The sequence below is a fragment of the Tissierellales bacterium genome (assembly GCA_025210965.1).
Lineage (GTDB): Bacteria > Bacillota > Clostridia > Tissierellales > JAOAQY01 > JAOAQY01.
Genome location: JAOAQY010000102.1, coordinates 1 through 16,691, shown reverse-complemented (window position 1 = coordinate 16,691; position 16,691 = coordinate 1). Strand labels below are relative to the sequence as shown.

Sequence of the window (16,691 nt, the reverse complement as noted above, 5' to 3'; positions counted from 1 at the left end):
TGTAATGCATGTCTTGATGGTTCGTGTTCAACACTTTTTAGAAGTATTTCTATATTGATTTTTTTATCTATCCAATTTGTTGCTGTTTTCAAATTTCTAAGAAAAATATCGCTAATCATAGTCTCACTTTGAGCAGTAAACTGTTCATAGCATAATTGAGTTAAAGCATTATTGGAGAATAGTTTATTAGAAACCTTATATCTTAGATAACTTATAGATGGAAGATTGGTTTCCTTACAAACAGACACTAGATAAGATTCCAAAAATGCTGAAAAATAAGCAGAATTATTACATCTATCTAGTAAATAATATGCTCTCTCAAGCGCAGAAAGAGTTACCTTTTCATCACTTAATGCCAAACAATTTTCGATAAACCTATAATATGGCATTGCATGTGATTCATCGAAATATGGGATGTATTTAAATGCCTCTAATAGATATATTAATTCAGATGAGTTCGAAAAATCTGCATTCTCATAATATGGTGTAATTATTTCAAAATATGATTCTTTCGTATCTGCACCAGAATATTTGAAAACACTATTTACTAAATTTCTCAAACCATAACCAATCCATTCTCTATGAACATCAATGTACTTATGATCTGGAGAGAGAAATTGATAAAAGTATCTGTCAAGAAGCTCTACGCTAGTTATTTCAGGAGCCATTAGATTAGCAGATTTTGGAACTTCTTTTCTATAATGTTCGTCAAATCCAGCTATCAAAGTCCCTATTAAGTCGGCACATTTTTTTCTCAAGTCTTCTTCAGGATGAACCATTAAATCATATAAGAAAGTTATTGTAATTATTTTTTGCCTTTGAGTTAGGTGGGTAGAATATTCTTCTAAAACTTGGATATAACCTCTTAATTTTTTTTGATCATTTTCAGTTCTTGCCAATTCAAGAAGCGAACTTAAAGAAGCTTCACTTCTAAGTCTATGCATCAATTTGATATTATGGTCAATCGCAGAGTATTTTAGATGATCTACAATAGGCTGACCAGAAAGAAGATGAAGGTGTGTAACTCGAACTTTTTCCATAGGTTTACCATCTAAAGAGACATTGATTCCGCGCTGAACCATATAGTCTTCAAAATCTTTTAACTTGCTATAAACTCGCCTATAGCGTTTCTCTTTTTTCTCATCTAATTGATCAAGCTTATTTAGAATTACATCAAAAGAATCTTTTAGAGAAAATATTTTCATTTGCCAAGAACCTTCAGTTGTTTTGATGTTTTTAACCCTAAAATCAGCATATATAAGGATTAACGATTCTATTGGTAAATTTTCAAGTTCTAAATCCCAGACAGAGTGATTTGTTGCAATATGACCAATCATTGGGATATTGTGATTGTTAAACCATTGCTCAGTGTAATAATAGTGTAGATAAGGAACTCGATTGCTCTCTTCACCTACACATCCGTATTTACCTAAATCATGACCAGCAGCAGCTCCTGAAACTCTGCCGAGGTCAATTGGAGAATCAATTGATTTTAGCTGTCTACCTATACTAACCGCGATATGGTGTACGCCGCTTATGTGAGATAGTGTATTGTAACCAGTTATTTCTTGATTTAGAAGCATGAGCTCACAAATATAGTCTTTTTCAAAAACTTCAATAAACTTCGAATACTCTCCACTTTGATCTAGAGCTTGTAATTCTGTTTTGCATAAAAATTTAAATGGGTAATAAATATCATTTTTTATTGGATAAATACCGTCATTGTCAAATATTTTTCTTATAGATTTCAAAATTTCTAGATAAATTACACAAGAATTATTGAATTTTGAATTTAAAGCTATAGTTACTGCGTGAGGATATGACAAGCTAAGGATGTACTGATAAGTATAGAAAAGCCAATCAGAATCAGGCTCACTATCAGAAAAATAGAGCATAATATCTCTAGATAGATTCAAAACATCGTTACATGAATAGCTCGTAGACTTGTACAACTCCTTTAATTCGTCAATAAATTCATTTCCAAAAAGAGATTTTGAAATGAAGTCTTTGCAGTTAGAATCTTTTTTTACAAAATCCAATTTATTCAAATTTGATTCTATAGTTGAAACCATTTTTTTGTACATGATTAATAAAAACCTCCTCTATCTACTACTTTCATTATAAATGACAATGCGATAAATGATAAGTGATAATAGCAATCTTTTATAAAAATTGAGAAATATTAGAAATAGTAAATCATTCAAACACGGATAAAGAAACCGATTACAGACAGAATATTTAATTAATAAATAATCTTAATATTTTTTTGAATATTCCTGCTTTATTTAAATTTGTGATTATGGTATCCTAGAGATGAAAATACTGTATATTATGGAGGGATTAGACATGCATAAAAAGCTATTTATACCAGGACCAGTAGAAGTTAATTCAGAGGTGCTACAAAGAATGGCAACACCAATGATAGGACACAGAACAAAAGAAGCGTCGAAATTACAAAGAGATATAAGCGACAAAATGAGAAAACTATTCTACACTGAAAATGAAATTTTATTATCAACTACTTCGGGTAGCGGATTAATGGAAGGTGCACTTAAATCTTGTACTAATAAAAAAGTAGCAGTTTTTTCAGTAGGAGCTTTTGGAAATAGATGGTATCAGATGGCAGAAGCAAATGCGATTCCAGCAGATAAATTTGAAGCTGAATGGGGACAACCAACAGATCCAAAAGAGGTTGATAGAGTTTTAGCTACAGGAGAGTACGATGTTGTAACTATAACACATAATGAAACATCTACAGGAATTATGAATCCACTAGATGAAATTTCTGCAGTAATAAAAAAATATCCAGAAGTTATTTTCTGTATGGATACAGTAAGTTCTGCAGCGGGAGCTAAAATCAAAGTAGATGAGTGGGGCGTAGATATTTGTATAACTTCTACTCAAAAAGCATTGGGATTACCTCCAGGATTAGCTATTTGTACATTTAGTGAGAAAGCAAGACAAGCAGCAGAAAAAGTTGAGCACAGAGGTATGTATTTAGATTTATTGAATTTGTACAATACAATTCAGAAAAAAGATTATCAATACCCATCAACACCAAGTCTTTCACACATGTTTGCACTAGATTATCAATTAGACAAGATTATGGAAGAGGGTTTAGATAATAGATTTGATAGACATGAAGAAATGGCTAAGTATGTTAGAAATTGGGCAAATAAATACTTTGAAATTTTCCCAAGTGATGAAAAATATGCATCAAATACGCTTACTACTATCAGAAATACAAGAGAGATAAGTGTTGCAGATTTAAATAAAGCACTTGCTAAGAGAGGATATACTCTTTCTAATGGATATGGAAAGTTAAAAGAAAAGACATTTAGAATAGCACATATGGCTGATACTACATTGCCAGATGTGAAAGAACTACTTGTAAATATTGAAGAAATTCTAAACTTGAAATAGGAGGCGAACCTAGTGGCTAAGATTTTAGTAACAGACGGAATGGATAAAAATGCAGCTTTAGAACTTAAAAATTTGGGTCATGAAGTAATTGAGGAACATTATGAGATAGACGAATTGAATCAAAAAATAAAAGAAGTAGATGCAATAATTATTCGCTCAGCTACAAAACTTAGAAAAGAGACTATTGATTCAGCTAAAGAGACTGGTCAATTAAAGCTTATGGTTAGAGCTGGAGTTGGAATGGACAATATAGATGTTGATTATGCTAAAGAAAAAGGCATAGCTGTTAGAAATACACCTTCTGCAAGTAGTGCAGCGGTTGCAGAGTTGGCTATTGGACATATGTTTGCACTTGCTAGAAATATATATTGTGCAAATGTTACAATGAGAAAAGGTGAATGGAACAAGAAAGCATATAAAGGTGTAGAGTTGAGTGGCAAGACACTAGGGCTAATTGGTTTTGGAAGAATTGCACAATCAACAGCAGAAAAAGCCAGAGCACTTGGCATGAAAGTTATCTACTATACAAGAAGTGGAAAGAAAGATGGATTTGATCAATACGAATATAAGGAAAAAGAAGAATTACTTAAAGAAGCTGACTTTATATCACTTCACATTCCATTTGTTAAAAATAATGGAATCACGCTAGGTGAGAAAGATTTCGAAATAATGAAAGATGGTGTATACCTTGTAAACTGTGCAAGAGGTGGAGTTGTAGATGAAGAAGCTCTTTTGAAAGCACTTGATTCAGGAAAAGTTGCAGCTGCAGCTATAGATGTTTTTGAGAAGGAACCAACTCACAATATGAACTTGGTTAATCATCAATGCGTATCTGTTACACCACATATAGGAGCATCTACTAAGGAAGCTCAAGGTAGAATTGGTGAAGAAATAGTAACAATTGTTAAAGAGTATTTTTAAGGAGGTTTTTTATGGCAATCGTTAGACCATTTAATGGAATTAGACCAGCAGAAGGAAAGGAAACGAAGATTGCATCTTTGCCTTATGATGTAATGAATAGAGAAGAAGCTAAACGCATGGCAGGAGAGAATGAGTTATCATTCTTACATGTTGTTAGAGCAGAAATTGATGTACCTGATGAAATAAGTGCATATGATGACTCAGTTTATGAAGGTGCAAGAAATCGTTTAAGTCAAATGATTAAAGATGGAAATTTAGTTCAAGATGATGATTCAGTTTTCTATATATATAGACAAATCATGGATGGAAGAGTTCAAACAGGATTAGTGGGATGCGCATCTATAGATGATTATATGAATGGAATAATAAAGAAACACGAATTTACACGCGAAGCAAAAGAAGTAGACCGAATAAAACATTTTGATACTTGCGATGCCAATACAGCACCTATTTTCTTGACATATAGAAAAAATGACCAAGTTAATCAATTGATTAATGATTGGATAAAATTCAATAAGCCAGTATATAATTTTACTAGTGAAGATGAAATTACTCACATCGTTTGGAAGATAAGCGAACCAGCAGTGAACGATCAACTTCAAGGATTGTTTGAAAGCATAAACTATCTTTATATAGCAGATGGTCACCATAGATCAGCTTCAGCAGTAAAAGTTGGAAAGAAGAGAAGAGAAGAAAATCCAAATTATACTGGCGAAGAAGAATTTAATTATTTTCTATCAGTTATTTTTCCAGATGAAGACTTGTTCATAATGGACTATAACAGAGTAGTTAAAGATTTAAATGGGCATAGTAAAGATGAATTCATGAATGCTATAGAAGAAAAATTTGAAGTCAAAGAATATGAATCAGAAGGAGCCTATTCACCTAGGGTTAAACATGAATTTGGTATGTATTTAGGAAATCAATGGTATAGATTACGTGCCAAGGAAGACAGCTTTGATATTAAGGATACAGTTAATAGCTTAGACGCGGCTATATTACAAAATAATTTGTTGCATCCTATACTAGGAATAGAAGATCCAAGAAAAGATGAACGAATTGATTTTGTTGGCGGAATTCGTGGTTTAAAAGAACTTGAAAGACGAGTTTCGGAAGATATGGAAATCGCATTTTCTATGTGTCCAACAACTATAGAAGATTTGATGAGCGTTGCTGATGATCAAAAGGTAATGCCTCCTAAATCGACTTGGTTTGAGCCAAAACTAAGAAGCGGACTATTTGTTCACAAGTTAGATTAATAGAGTAGATAAAGAGCACTAAAGCAGTATTTTTATTGTTTTAGTGCTCTTTTTGTATGAGAATAGTAGGTTTGAAGAAATTTTTTCTATTTGTTCGCCATTAATATTGATTTTTGAGTTAAATATGTATAGAATATAAATATATGGATAATAGAGCCTAATAGAGGGGATTTAGCATGACGAACTTTAAAGAAGAAATCCAAGAATTAAAAAGAATTAGTGATAAGATTGCGTTGTATCAAAATACACGCGAGGAATACAAGATAGTACCTTTAGCAGATTTGCTTTTGACTATATCGAATTCCATAAAGGATAAGTATAATGAAAAGTATCCTGGCAGATTAAAAAATGTCAATACAGAGATACACATGGAGAAGTTTGAAGATTATAGCAAAGGTAACTTCATAAGACTTGAAGATGTGGGATTAGAGAATGATTTGCCTAGCAATGGTGATTGGGCAATGGAAGATTTGGACTATGATGAACCAGATTTTGATAAGCCAGATTTTGAAAGTCAATCGAATAGTAGTGTGTTGGACGAATTTGCTGAATTTGGTAATGAAAAAAATGAAGAGGCAGAAGAACTAGATGAAATTTCTGATGTTGGATTTGATCAAGATATAGAAGATTTGATTAAAGAAGAATCGTTTATCGAGGAAGTTAAAGAAGTTAGTAAGCGTGAGGAATTTAAAACGATTCAAAAAGAAATAAAGTTTGAATCGGAAGCTATAAATATAGCTGAAGAACCAAAAAAGCATGACCTATATGAGAAAGAGGATATTAGTAGTGACGACTTAAATATTGTTGATGTGTTTGGCAAAGAAGATAAAAAGGCTGAATGTCAAGAGAATAAGTTGGAATTAGAAAAGATAAATACTTTGAATTTCTTGTATAAACCAATACTTAAAGAAAATTATCTTGAGGGAAATTATTTGGCAACATTTGGAATAAAGCGAAATGCCGACTTGGAAAAATCTGGAGCGCTTGAAATGCACAATAAATTTTGGAGTGCTAATAGTGTTGAGCATGGCAATATCTTTGGATCAGTACCTATAGATTTGATAGAAGAAAAATCTGCAAATGTTTTATTGGGAAAAGGTTGGAGAATAGCTGAAGTTGATATATATGAGCTTAAATGTGAGCTAGACCTTTGGGAAACTAATAAATATTGTAAAGTAGAATTTGAAAATTATTTGGTAGTTAAAGAAGTCGGAGGAGATACTGTTTTAATATTTGACTATAAAATATAATAGAGAGTATAAAAATAAGATAAAAGAGGTGGTATTCACCTCTTTTATCTTATTTATAGGTTTATAGGTTTATAGGAATTTATCTCTGACATTCGACCAAAAATCTTTTGATTCTATTTTCAACATTGTAATTTTTCTATTAGACATTCTAGTTAAAACTTTTGTAATATTGGTGTATGAGTGATGTAAACCATCTACAGTAATCATCAAAGAGTCCTCATCTCTATATTCGGGTATTAGTTCGATGTAGTGATGATTAGGAACAATTATGCTAGAATTTAGGCTTCTGTAAATTTTTGAATTTATAGGAGCTAAAGGAGTAAGCTGTAATGTATTTAAACTAGGATATATAATGCTACCACCAGTTGAATAATTGTAAGCAGTACTTCCTATAGGTGTCGAAATTATAACGCCATCACCGCTAAATCGCTCGAGGTATGTGTTATTTACTGAAACTTTGAGATGCACGCTGCGAGCAGATTTACTTTTTATAGATATCTCGTTTACTCCATAGATGCTAAAAACACGTTTAGGTGTAAAGATTACGCTGTTTAGAAGATTTATATCTTCAAGTGTATATGTTTTAGATTTCAATGTTTTGATAAAAACATCTAATGATTCAGGACTTAGTTCTTGAAAAAAACCAAGATGTCCGGTGTTTATTCCAATAAAAGGTATTGAACTATAATTGCTCGAATGAACTGCTCGTAGAAATGCACCATCACCACCAACTACGATATTTAGTGTTGCGTCTGCGGAAAAACCATCAGCTATTTCAAAACCATTTCGATTTAATTTATCTTTTAGTAAAAGAGCAGTATCCTGAGAATACTGATTGTTATTTGCTATTATATTAATTAATGACATAAAACCCTCCCTGATTGGAAAATCTTTAAGTGACTTAAGTCTTTTAATAACTAAAGTCTATTATATTATAGCATAGAACTAAGGAAACCTCTTTCATAAATATATAAGAAAGGAATAAAAAATGAAAAATATTATAAAGTGGATAGCTTCAAGAAAATATATGAATTTAGTTAAATGTATTTCGAAAGAGCTAGATTTGACAGAAAAAGAAGCGAGACAATTGAATAAAAAACATAAAGTTGAAGTTAATGATGTATTGGCTGAAGAAAAAATGATTATCCGCAAAGGTATGAAGATAACAATTACTTTTGAATCGGAAAAATGTGAACATAGAGCTATAGAGAGTGATTTAGATGTAGTATATGAAGATCAGAATATTCTAGTTGTAAACAAGAAAAGTGGAGAGGCGGTATATTCCAATAGTAGTGATAGAATTACACTTGCAAACAAAGTAAGTTACTATTTTAAAAATATAGGACTTGAATCTAAAATTAGATTTTTAAATAGATTGGACTATAACACTTCTGGTATAGTTATGATAGCAAAAAATTCATATGCTCAAGCATATCTGCAAAAACAAATTGAAGCACGTGAAACGAAAAAAGTATACATAGCTTTTGTTGAAGGCGAGGTAAAAGATGAAAATATCTATATAGATTTTCCAATTTCAAAGAGATGTGACGAGAATTATAGATACAAGGTAGATAATGATGGGCAAAGTGCTTTAACAATAATTGAAAAATCTGAAATTAAAGATGATTACACAAAGCTTACTATAAGGATAAAAACCGGCCGTACTCATCAAATTAGAGTTCACATGAATGAAATAGGACATAAACTGCTAGGTGATGAGCTTTATGGTGGGAATCAATCACTTATATCTAGACAAGCATTACATGCACATATATATGGAATAAAAGTTCCATTTGTTGGATATAAAGAATTTTTAGCAAAACTTCCAAGTGATTTGATAAAACTTTGTTAGATTCATATTATAAATACAACAAAAATATTATTAACCCTTTAAATTTAGCGGATAGTATAGTATAATAATAGTAAATCTAGAGTGTTTGTGTGTCATGTATAATTCAACCGACAGAATCACATCGGGAATTTTAGTCTCGGTTTGCTAGGTCAGGCCTATATTTTATATGGGAAGTCTGAACAACTGAGCGGGATACCCACCTGCTAACAGAGCGGGCGTGAATTATATTGATGTACGGCACTTTGGATTTTTTTTGTTTAAAATAAATTATGGTGTAAAGGTGGTATAGTTATATGAAAAAGAAAAAGCGTGGAAAATTTTTAGTTATATTAATTCTTTTGATGCTTGTGTTTCATTCAATCAGTGGAAATATAGACTATAGTATATTATTTAATTTACAAGCACTTGAAATTATTTTTGCTGGTATAGTACTTACATCAATCATAGGCTATACGTATGACACTCTTGTTTTAACTACAAAGATGGTAGCAAAAAGTTTCAAATATCATGTTGATTATGAAGGTAGTATTTATAAAATGTATACATATGCAGTAAAAATAAAAAAGCACGGTGTGCTAAAAGTTCAGAAAGATATTCAAGTTGAGGATCATGAGTTTGTGCAAAAATCGCTAGAACTTGTCAGTGATATGACAAAAGCTAAGGATGTAGACGACATATTGACAAAAGATATAATAGCTAGAAAAACACATCTTACAAAAGCATATAATGTTTTGAAAACTATATCACAAACAGCACCTGCTTTTGGACTTATAGGAACACTTATAGGTATGATAGGCTTGCTATCACATATGGAAAATTCAGTATTGCTTATAAACAATATGTCTTCCGCCCTTGTCAGTACTTTATATGGTGCATTAGTATCAAATTTCATAGCAATACCGCTTATGGGGCGCGTTAGAGAGATGATTGATCACCAGATTCTTGAATATCAAATAATTAAAGCTGGGGCAGTTCAAATGTCTCAAAATGATACAGTTAGGAATGTTTTTAATAAGATGAATGCTATGCTACCATTAGAAAAAAGACTAGCATACCCTCAAAATCAGAAGAACGAAGGAGGCCGAGGATAATGAGTGAAAACTATGAATGGGAATTGCAAGAACAAGAAGATGATCTTACTGGTTCATGGATTATTACATATAGTGATATGATAACTATACTGACTTGCCTATTCATTATGTTTTTTGTGATGTCGGCCAATGAAAATACGGTTTTATCAAAAATAAAAGAAGATTTATCTGATCAAGTAGATGTATTAGAGGAAGAAAATCAAAATTTGAATTCTCAGAATCAAGATTTATTGAAAGAGAATCAAAGACTTGCGATGTCTCTATTTGAGATAGATGATTTTGGAGAAAATCTAGGGGAGTCAGATGAGAAATTTATAAAGTTTTTAAAGGAGCAAAATCTTTTGGATTCTGTGAATATAGTACCCTCTGAGGAAGGATTATTGATCCGATTTAAAGATAATATACTATTTGATAGCGGAGAGGCAGATGTTACTAATCGAGGCTATGATGTATTAAAGCAAATTGGAGAAAAACTTAAAACATTAGATAATGATATTAGAATTGAGGGGTATACAGATAATATACCTATGAATACCATTCGTTTTCCATCTAATTGGGAGTTATCTGCATCGCGAGCTATTAGTGTAGTGAAGTATTTTATTGAAGATATAGGAATAAAAGAAGAAAGACTTTCTTTTTCAGGATGGGGAGAGAGAAAGCCCATAGCAGACAATAGTACAGCAGAAGGTCGTTCTCAAAATCGAAGGATAGAAATAACTATATTGAATAGAGAGAAATAGAAGGTGAGGATATGCAGCGTATAAAAATTATAGTAAATCCGTCATCTGGGCGAAGAATAGTTCAGAATAAACTAGAAGGAATACAGACATTGTTATTGGAAAAAGGTTATACGCTTTCACGAAATAGTACGAAGAAAAAAGATGATGCTAAAAGGTTTGCAATGGATGCTTGTAATGAAGATTGGGATTTGATAATTGCTTGTGGTGGAGATGGAACTATAAATGAAGTTATCAGTGGAGTTGTCGAGTCTTCAAATAAAGTACCAATAGCAATATTAGCAGCTGGGACAGTAAATGATTTTGCAAATGCAATGAAGTTTCCAAAAGAAATAGAGAGCTTTGTGAGAATGATAGAGAATGAACATACTCAGCTAGTAGATGTAGGCAAAGTTAATGACCGATATTTTATAAATGTTGCAGCTGGTGGTTTGATGGCCAATATTGCTCATAAAGCTGAGGTTGATTTAAAAACACTTTTTGGTAAGATGGGATATTATTTTGAAGCACTTAGAGAACTTCCAAGTCAAAATTTGAATGGATATGATATCAGAGTGGAAAGCGAAGAGTTTAGCTATGATGGGAAGATGTTGTTGTATTTAATATCAAATAGTCAATCAATTGGCGGAGTAAAAAAAGCTGCTCCCAAGGCTGAAGTTTCGGATGGGCTGTTAGATGTAATGTTTTTAAAGGAAGTTACATTTCAAGATGTTATGGAAATATTGATAAAACTTCAAAATGGACAGCATATAGAAAATAGTAAAGTTGAGTATTTTAAGACAAAGAAAGTTAGCTTACATTCAGATGTAAAATTAGAAATTGATATAGATGGAGAATATGGTGGAGACTTGCCAGCAACGTTTGAAGTGATACCTTTAGGAGTTGAGATATTGATTCCATAATAAATGAGCTAATAGCATATTGCTATTAGCTCATTTTTTAACTAAATACTTTCAGCTGCTTTTGCACGCTTAGGTGATTCGATTTTTTTTGATGCTTCTAATTTCAATTTTGCAGAGTCCTTCATGATAGATTTTCCGATGAAAATGGCATCTTCATCAACTACAAAGCTTTTTACATTGATATCACCAATCAATTTTCCAGAACTAGCAATTCTCAATTGTTCTTTAGCAATTATGTTCCCTTCTAAACATCCTGCTATTATAAGATTATTACAAATAACTTGTCCTTTTATTTTCCCACTATAGCCTATAGTTACATCGCCGTCAATATTTAAGTCTCCAACAATAGAACCATCGATGCGAAGATTACCTTTTGCTTCGATTTTTCCTGTAATCACTGTTTTTTCACCAATTATAGTATCTAAAACTTCATGCTCTTCTTCTGTTTTTTTTGTACCAAACATAAAATGACCTCCTGCTTTCAAAATCTATGCATTTAAACTCCCCTAATGTTATCGTCATATAATTTTAAAACTGAATAGAAATATTATTGATATTTCTCATATTATATCATATTGATATAAAAATGTGTGATTTTAAAAAATATTTTGTATATTGCAAAAATTCTCTACAATTGATAAACTGTAAAAGAGGTTCAAAATTCAATGTTTTAGCATGATAAAGTGATAGGGGGATATCAATGACTAAGGTAATCATTAATGGAAAAGATTTGAAAATTGAGAGCTTCATTTCAGTAACGAAAAAAGAAAGTAAAGTTGTAGTAGACCCAGCTGTTTTAGATAAAATCAATGAATCTAGACGATTGGTTGACAGATATGTAGATGAAAGCAAAGTGGTTTATGGTATAACTACAGGATTTGGTAAATTTAGTGATGTATTTATAAGCAAGGAAGAATCAAAACAATTACAAGAAAATCTCATAAAGAGTCATGCATGTGGAGTTGGGAATCCATTGCCAGAGGAGATTGTTAGAGGAATAATGTTATTGAGAGCAAATGCACTTGTTAAGGGATGCTCGGGAATAAGGTTGAGTACAATAGAGTTTTTAGTAGAATTGATTAATAGAAGGGTACATCCAGTTATTCCAGAAAAAGGATCTCTTGGTGCGAGTGGAGATTTGGCACCTTTAGCACATATGGTTCTTGTAATGCTTGGATTTGGAGAAGCATACTACAATGGAGAGAGAATGGAAGGCAAGAAGGCGCTTTCACTAGCAGGTCTTGAGCCTATACATTTGACATCAAAAGAAGGTTTGGCATTGATAAATGGAACACAAGTAATGACATCTATAGGAGCGATGGCTGTCTATGAGGCTATGAAAATTTCTAAATTAGCAGATTTAATAGGAGCTATGACAGTTGAGAGTTTGAATGGCATAACTGATGCGTATGATGAAAGAATTCATCTTGCTAGGGGTCAAAAGGGACAAATAGAAGTGGCTAAAAACTTAAGAGAGTATTTGAAAAACAGCGAGTATACTACACATCAAGGTGAATTGAGGGTACAGGATGCATATACACTTAGGTGCATTCCGCAAATACATGGTGCTAGCTTAGAAGCAATAAATTATGTTAAAGAAAAAGTGGAGATAGAAATGAATGCGGCGACTGACAATCCACTTATTTTTACTGAAACAGAAGATGTTATTTCAGGAGGAAATTTTCATGGACAGCCAATGGCGCTAGCTTTTGACTTCTTGTCTATAGCATTATCAGAATATGCCAATGTTTCAGAACGTCGTTTGGAAAGATTGGTAAATCCAGCTCTTAATAATGGTCTTCCTGCATTCTTGGTAAAAAATGGAGGATTGAATTCAGGATTTATGATAGTGCAGTATTCAGCGGCTTCTTTAGTCTCAGAAAACAAAATATTAGCACATCCTGCTAGTGTTGATTCTATACCATCATCGGCAAATCAAGAAGATCATGTTTCGATGGGAACTATAGGAGCAAGAAAGGCCTTAGAAATAATGAAGAATACTAAATATGTTTTGTCTATGGAAGCAATGGCAGCGGCACAAGCGATAGATTTGAGAGAAAGGAAAAAGATGGGAAATTATACAGAAATGTTGTATAATGAAATTAGAGATAGAAGTTGTATGATTGAGGACGATTTGGTCATGAATATCGAGATTGAAAAGGTATCCGATATATTTGAAAGTAAAATATTAGAGAAATTATAAATTTGAAGTTTAAACCTATAAATTCATGATAAAAATCGCAAATTGGGGTATATAGAAAGTAATAGTTTATGTAAAGGAAGTGATATAATGAGCGAAAGGCAATTTGTTGTATTTAGATTAGAGTCAGAAGAATATGCTATTGATATCATGAATGTTAAGGAGATAGGTCCATATGAATTAACAACTAAGGTTCCTAATTCACCAGATTTCATAACTGGAGTGGTTAATTATCGTGGAGAGGTAATTCCTATCATAGATTTGAAAAAGAAATTTATGCTTGAGGAATCTCATCAAGAAGATGAAAAAAGAGTTATAGTAATTGGTCTTGATGGAAAACAGATAGGATTTGTGGTAGATGAAGCTTCGGAGACTATTATATTTGAAGAGTCAGAAGTAGATCCACCACCAGAAATTATAATTGACAAGACAAGAAAATACATCACTGGTGTTGGAAAGAAGGAAAATCGTTTAATTATAATAATTGATTTATCTAAAGTACTCAGTAAAGAAGAACAAAATAAAGTTAAAAACTTGAAAGTAGATTAGTATTTCCCTGAGAGCAGATTAGTTTCTAAATTAGAATAGTATATTGAAAATAGACAAAAATATTTAATTTTTGTCTATTTTTTATTGGTGATAGCAATTGAGGATTAATATTAATTTTTTGTAAAGGATGAAAAGCCATACATGTGATATGGTACAATAATATTAGTCTAGGTAGGTTAACTATTTCTAAGGAGGAATATTAATGGCAGATAAAAAAAGTGAAGCAAAAAAATTACAAGAAAAACTTACACATAAGTGGAAAAATGTGTGGGAAGAAGTAGATGAAAAAGGGAAAAAAGAAATATTTGAAGTTAGCGAGAGATACAAAACATTTTTAGATGTTGGTAAGACTGAGAGAGAGACCGCTAGAGAAATTGTTAAGCAAGCAATTGCAGATGGATATGTTTCATTAGACGAAGTTATTAAAAAAGGCAGTGTGAAAACTGGTGATAAAATATACGCGACAAACAAGGACAAAGGTGTTGCGATGTTTATAATAGGTAAAGAGCCTATTACTAGTGGTATGAAAATTGTAGGATCTCATATTGATGTTCCTAGATTAGATTTAAAACCATCACCATTGTACGAGGATACTGATTTAGCTTTTTTGAAAACACATTATTATGGTGGAGTTAAAAAATACCATTGGGTAGCTATACCACTAGCACTTCACGGTGTTGTAGTTACTAAAGATGGAGAGCGTAAAGATATAGTTATTGGAGAGGATGAAAACGATCCAGTATTTATGATAAATGACTTGCTAATTCACTTGTCAAAGGATCAATTAGCGAAAAAAATGGCAGAGGGAATTACTGGAGAAGGTTTAAATATGTTAGTTGGAAGCATTCCTTATGCTGATAATGAGATTAGCGAAAAAGTAAAATTAAATGTATTGTCTATATTAAATGAGAAATACGGAATAGTCGAGGAAGATTTTGTAACTGCTGAATTTGAAGTAGTACCAGCTGGTAAAGCGAGAGATATTGGATTTGATAGAAGTCTTGTGGGAGCTCATGGTCATGACGATAGAGTGTGTGCTTATGCAACACTTGAAGCTATGCTTGATATGAAGGGATCGGAAAAGACAGCGGTTGGTCTTTATGTTGACAAAGAAGAGGTAGGAAGTCAAGGAAATACTGGAATGCAGTCTAGATTTTTTGAATATGCAGTTTCAGAGATATTAGCTCTTCAAGAAGATTATTCAGAGCTTAAGTTAAAAAGAGCAATGGCAAATTCTAAAGTCTTGTCTGCTGATGTTGGTGCAGCTCTTAATCCAAATTTCCCAGAAGTTATGGAAAAGAGAAATGCAGCTAATTTAGGCAAAGGCGTGGTTTTAGTAAAATATACTGGAGCTAGAGGAAAGTCAGGCTGTAATGATGCCAATGCGGAATTTATTTCTGAAGTAAGACATTTGTTCAATGACCAAGGAATAGTTTGGCAAACAGGCGAACTTGGGAAAATAGACCAAGGCGGCGGCGGAACAATTGCCTATATTCTTGCAAATTACGGTATGGAAGTTGTAGACTGTGGAGTTGCAGTTATGGGAATGCACGCACCATATGAAGTTGTAAGTAAAGCAGATGTTTATATGACGAAAAAAGCATACAAAGCATTTATGGAAACAAAATAGAATAGAAGATATAGATATTTAGAAAAAGCGACCTTGTGTCGCTTTTTCGTAATTAATTATGGGGGGATGCTAGTGGAGAAATCAAAAGCTACTGCATTGACGATAGATTGTGGAACACAAAGTATTAGAGCTTTGCTATTTGATCTCAAGGGAAATTTGATTAAAAAAGTTAAAAAACCATTTAAGCCTTATTTTTCTGTTGAGGCTGGATGGGCAGAACAAGAAGCAGATTTTTATTATGAAAAAATGTGTGAGGCGTGTAAGGAATTGTTAGCTGATTACGATGATATATCAAATATTGTAGGTGTTAGTATAACTACATTTAGAGACACATTTGTAGTTCTTGATAAAAATTTAAAACCTCTTAGACCTGCTATAGTTTGGTTAGATCAAAGAGAGGCTAGTGAGTATGAACCGCTACCGTTAGATAAAGAATTTCAAATTCAATTAGTTGGTATGAAAAGAGCAGTAGATTCATTTATGAAAAGTTACAAGGTGAATTGGATAAAACAATATGAACCAGAAATTTGGGAAAAAACATATAAATATGTCATGATATCTACCTATCTCAATTACAAATTGACAGATGTATTAAAGGATGGAGTCGCATCTCAAGTTGGTCAAATTCCACTAGATTTTAAGAAGGTCTGCTGGGCAAAAGGAAGAAATTTGAAAAAATATATATTTCCAATCGAAGATGAAAAGTTAGCAGAGATAGTAAAGCCAGGAGCAAAGTTAGGAAATGTTACAAAGCAAGCTTCTTCAGAAACTGGAATTCCAGAAGGATTACCAGTTATTGCATCAGGTTCAGATAAAGGTTGTGAAACATACGGAAATGGTTGTATGAATCAAAATACGGCTAGTATATCGTTAGGAT

General features: G+C 32.3%; 15 protein-coding genes and 1 other RNA gene. 13 read left to right on the top strand and 3 right to left on the bottom strand.

Annotated elements, in window-relative coordinates; all coding sequences use genetic code 11:
* Positions 1–2,084 (bottom strand): HD domain-containing protein (locus N4A40_08070; protein ID MCT4661800.1); only part of this gene is annotated, 2,084 nt, incomplete at its 3' end.
* Positions 2,085–2,346: 262 nt separating this feature from the next.
* Between N4A40_08070 and N4A40_08065 the strand changes: the two genes are divergently transcribed.
* The 4 genes from N4A40_08065 (at position 2,347) to N4A40_08050 (ending at position 6,853) form a co-directional block, all read left to right on the top strand.
* Complete coding sequence (locus N4A40_08065) at positions 2,347–3,423, top strand: alanine--glyoxylate aminotransferase family protein (protein ID MCT4661799.1); 1,077 nt, start codon at positions 2,347–2,349, stop codon at positions 3,421–3,423.
* 12 nt (positions 3,424–3,435) lie between these two features.
* Positions 3,436–4,344: a D-2-hydroxyacid dehydrogenase gene (locus N4A40_08060; GenBank protein ID MCT4661798.1), complete on the top strand. Its 909-nt coding sequence runs from the start codon at positions 3,436–3,438 to the stop codon at positions 4,342–4,344.
* An 11-nt stretch (positions 4,345–4,355) separates the two neighbouring features.
* Complete coding sequence (locus tag N4A40_08055) at positions 4,356–5,603, top strand: DUF1015 family protein (GenBank protein MCT4661797.1); 1,248 nt, start codon at positions 4,356–4,358, stop codon at positions 5,601–5,603.
* Positions 5,604–5,779: 176 nt separating this feature from the next.
* On the top strand, positions 5,780–6,853 hold the full coding sequence (locus tag N4A40_08050) for a hypothetical protein (GenBank protein MCT4661796.1): 1,074 nt from the start codon (positions 5,780–5,782) through the stop codon (positions 6,851–6,853).
* A gap of 69 nt (positions 6,854–6,922) precedes the next feature.
* On the opposite strand, the gene N4A40_08045 is transcribed toward N4A40_08050, so the two are convergent.
* A complete protein-coding gene (locus N4A40_08045; GenBank protein MCT4661795.1) occupies positions 6,923–7,720 on the bottom strand; it encodes an NAD(+)/NADH kinase in 798 nt (265 codons plus the stop codon).
* A gap of 121 nt (positions 7,721–7,841) precedes the next feature.
* On the opposite strand from N4A40_08045, the gene N4A40_08040 reads away from it, so the two are divergent.
* The 5 genes from N4A40_08040 (at position 7,842) to N4A40_08020 (ending at position 11,435) form a co-directional block, all read left to right on the top strand.
* The gene (locus N4A40_08040) at positions 7,842–8,705 is read left to right on the top strand and encodes an RluA family pseudouridine synthase (protein ID MCT4661794.1); all 864 of its coding nucleotides are present in this window, start codon (positions 7,842–7,844) and stop codon (positions 8,703–8,705) included.
* Positions 8,706–8,775: 70 nt separating this feature from the next.
* A non-coding RNA gene (gene ssrS / locus N4A40_08035) (6S RNA) lies at positions 8,776–8,958 on the top strand.
* A gap of 40 nt (positions 8,959–8,998) precedes the next feature.
* Entirely contained in the window at positions 8,999–9,796 is a 798-nt protein-coding gene (locus N4A40_08030) for a MotA/TolQ/ExbB proton channel family protein (protein MCT4661793.1), read from the top strand.
* A complete protein-coding gene (locus N4A40_08025) occupies positions 9,796–10,536 on the top strand; it encodes a flagellar motor protein MotB (protein MCT4661792.1) in 741 nt (246 codons plus the stop codon). The genes N4A40_08030 and N4A40_08025 overlap by 1 nt, the downstream gene beginning before the upstream one ends.
* A gap of 11 nt (positions 10,537–10,547) precedes the next feature.
* Complete coding sequence (locus tag N4A40_08020) at positions 10,548–11,435, top strand: YegS/Rv2252/BmrU family lipid kinase (GenBank protein MCT4661791.1); 888 nt, start codon at positions 10,548–10,550, stop codon at positions 11,433–11,435.
* Positions 11,436–11,476: 41 nt separating this feature from the next.
* Here N4A40_08020 and N4A40_08015 read toward each other — a convergent pair whose 3' ends face one another.
* Positions 11,477–11,899 (bottom strand): polymer-forming cytoskeletal protein, encoded by a 423-nt coding sequence (locus tag N4A40_08015; GenBank protein MCT4661790.1) that lies wholly within the window; start codon positions 11,897–11,899, stop codon positions 11,477–11,479.
* Positions 11,900–12,135: 236 nt separating this feature from the next.
* Between N4A40_08015 and hutH the strand changes: the two genes are divergently transcribed.
* The 4 genes from hutH to N4A40_07995 all read left to right on the top strand — a co-directional run.
* Complete coding sequence (hutH, locus tag N4A40_08010) at positions 12,136–13,638, top strand: histidine ammonia-lyase (GenBank protein MCT4661789.1); 1,503 nt, start codon at positions 12,136–12,138, stop codon at positions 13,636–13,638.
* A gap of 87 nt (positions 13,639–13,725) precedes the next feature.
* Complete coding sequence (locus tag N4A40_08005; GenBank protein ID MCT4661788.1) at positions 13,726–14,184, top strand: chemotaxis protein CheW; 459 nt, start codon at positions 13,726–13,728, stop codon at positions 14,182–14,184.
* A gap of 202 nt (positions 14,185–14,386) precedes the next feature.
* Positions 14,387–15,814, top strand: coding sequence for an aminopeptidase (locus tag N4A40_08000; GenBank protein MCT4661787.1), 1,428 nt, complete (start codon positions 14,387–14,389; stop codon positions 15,812–15,814).
* Between the two features lie 72 nt (positions 15,815–15,886).
* A partial coding sequence (locus N4A40_07995) for an FGGY family carbohydrate kinase (GenBank protein MCT4661786.1) occupies positions 15,887–16,691 on the top strand: 805 nt, incomplete at its 3' end.

Excerpts from the sequence above, each read along its gene's own strand:
- N4A40_08055 (MCT4661797.1), top strand. The coding sequence starts at position 4,356 with ATGGCAATCGTTAGACCATTTAATGGAATTAGACCAGCAGAAGGAAAG.
- N4A40_08025 (MCT4661792.1), top strand. The coding sequence starts at position 9,796 with ATGAGTGAAAACTATGAATGGGAATTGCAAGAACAAGAAGATGATCTT.
- N4A40_08005 (MCT4661788.1), top strand. The coding sequence starts at position 13,726 with ATGAGCGAAAGGCAATTTGTTGTATTTAGATTAGAGTCAGAAGAATAT.
- N4A40_08015 (MCT4661790.1), bottom strand. The coding sequence starts at position 11,899 with ATGTTTGGTACAAAAAAAACAGAAGAAGAGCATGAAGTTTTAGATACT.
- hutH (MCT4661789.1), top strand. The coding sequence starts at position 12,136 with ATGACTAAGGTAATCATTAATGGAAAAGATTTGAAAATTGAGAGCTTC.
- N4A40_08050 (MCT4661796.1), top strand. The coding sequence starts at position 5,780 with ATGACGAACTTTAAAGAAGAAATCCAAGAATTAAAAAGAATTAGTGAT.
- N4A40_08065 (MCT4661799.1), top strand. The coding sequence starts at position 2,347 with ATGCATAAAAAGCTATTTATACCAGGACCAGTAGAAGTTAATTCAGAG.
- N4A40_08000 (MCT4661787.1), top strand. The coding sequence starts at position 14,387 with ATGGCAGATAAAAAAAGTGAAGCAAAAAAATTACAAGAAAAACTTACA.
- N4A40_08020 (MCT4661791.1), top strand. The coding sequence starts at position 10,548 with ATGCAGCGTATAAAAATTATAGTAAATCCGTCATCTGGGCGAAGAATA.
- N4A40_08040 (MCT4661794.1), top strand. The coding sequence starts at position 7,842 with ATGAAAAATATTATAAAGTGGATAGCTTCAAGAAAATATATGAATTTA.
- N4A40_08030 (MCT4661793.1), top strand. The coding sequence starts at position 8,999 with ATGAAAAAGAAAAAGCGTGGAAAATTTTTAGTTATATTAATTCTTTTG.
- N4A40_08045 (MCT4661795.1), bottom strand. The coding sequence starts at position 7,720 with ATGTCATTAATTAATATAATAGCAAATAACAATCAGTATTCTCAGGAT.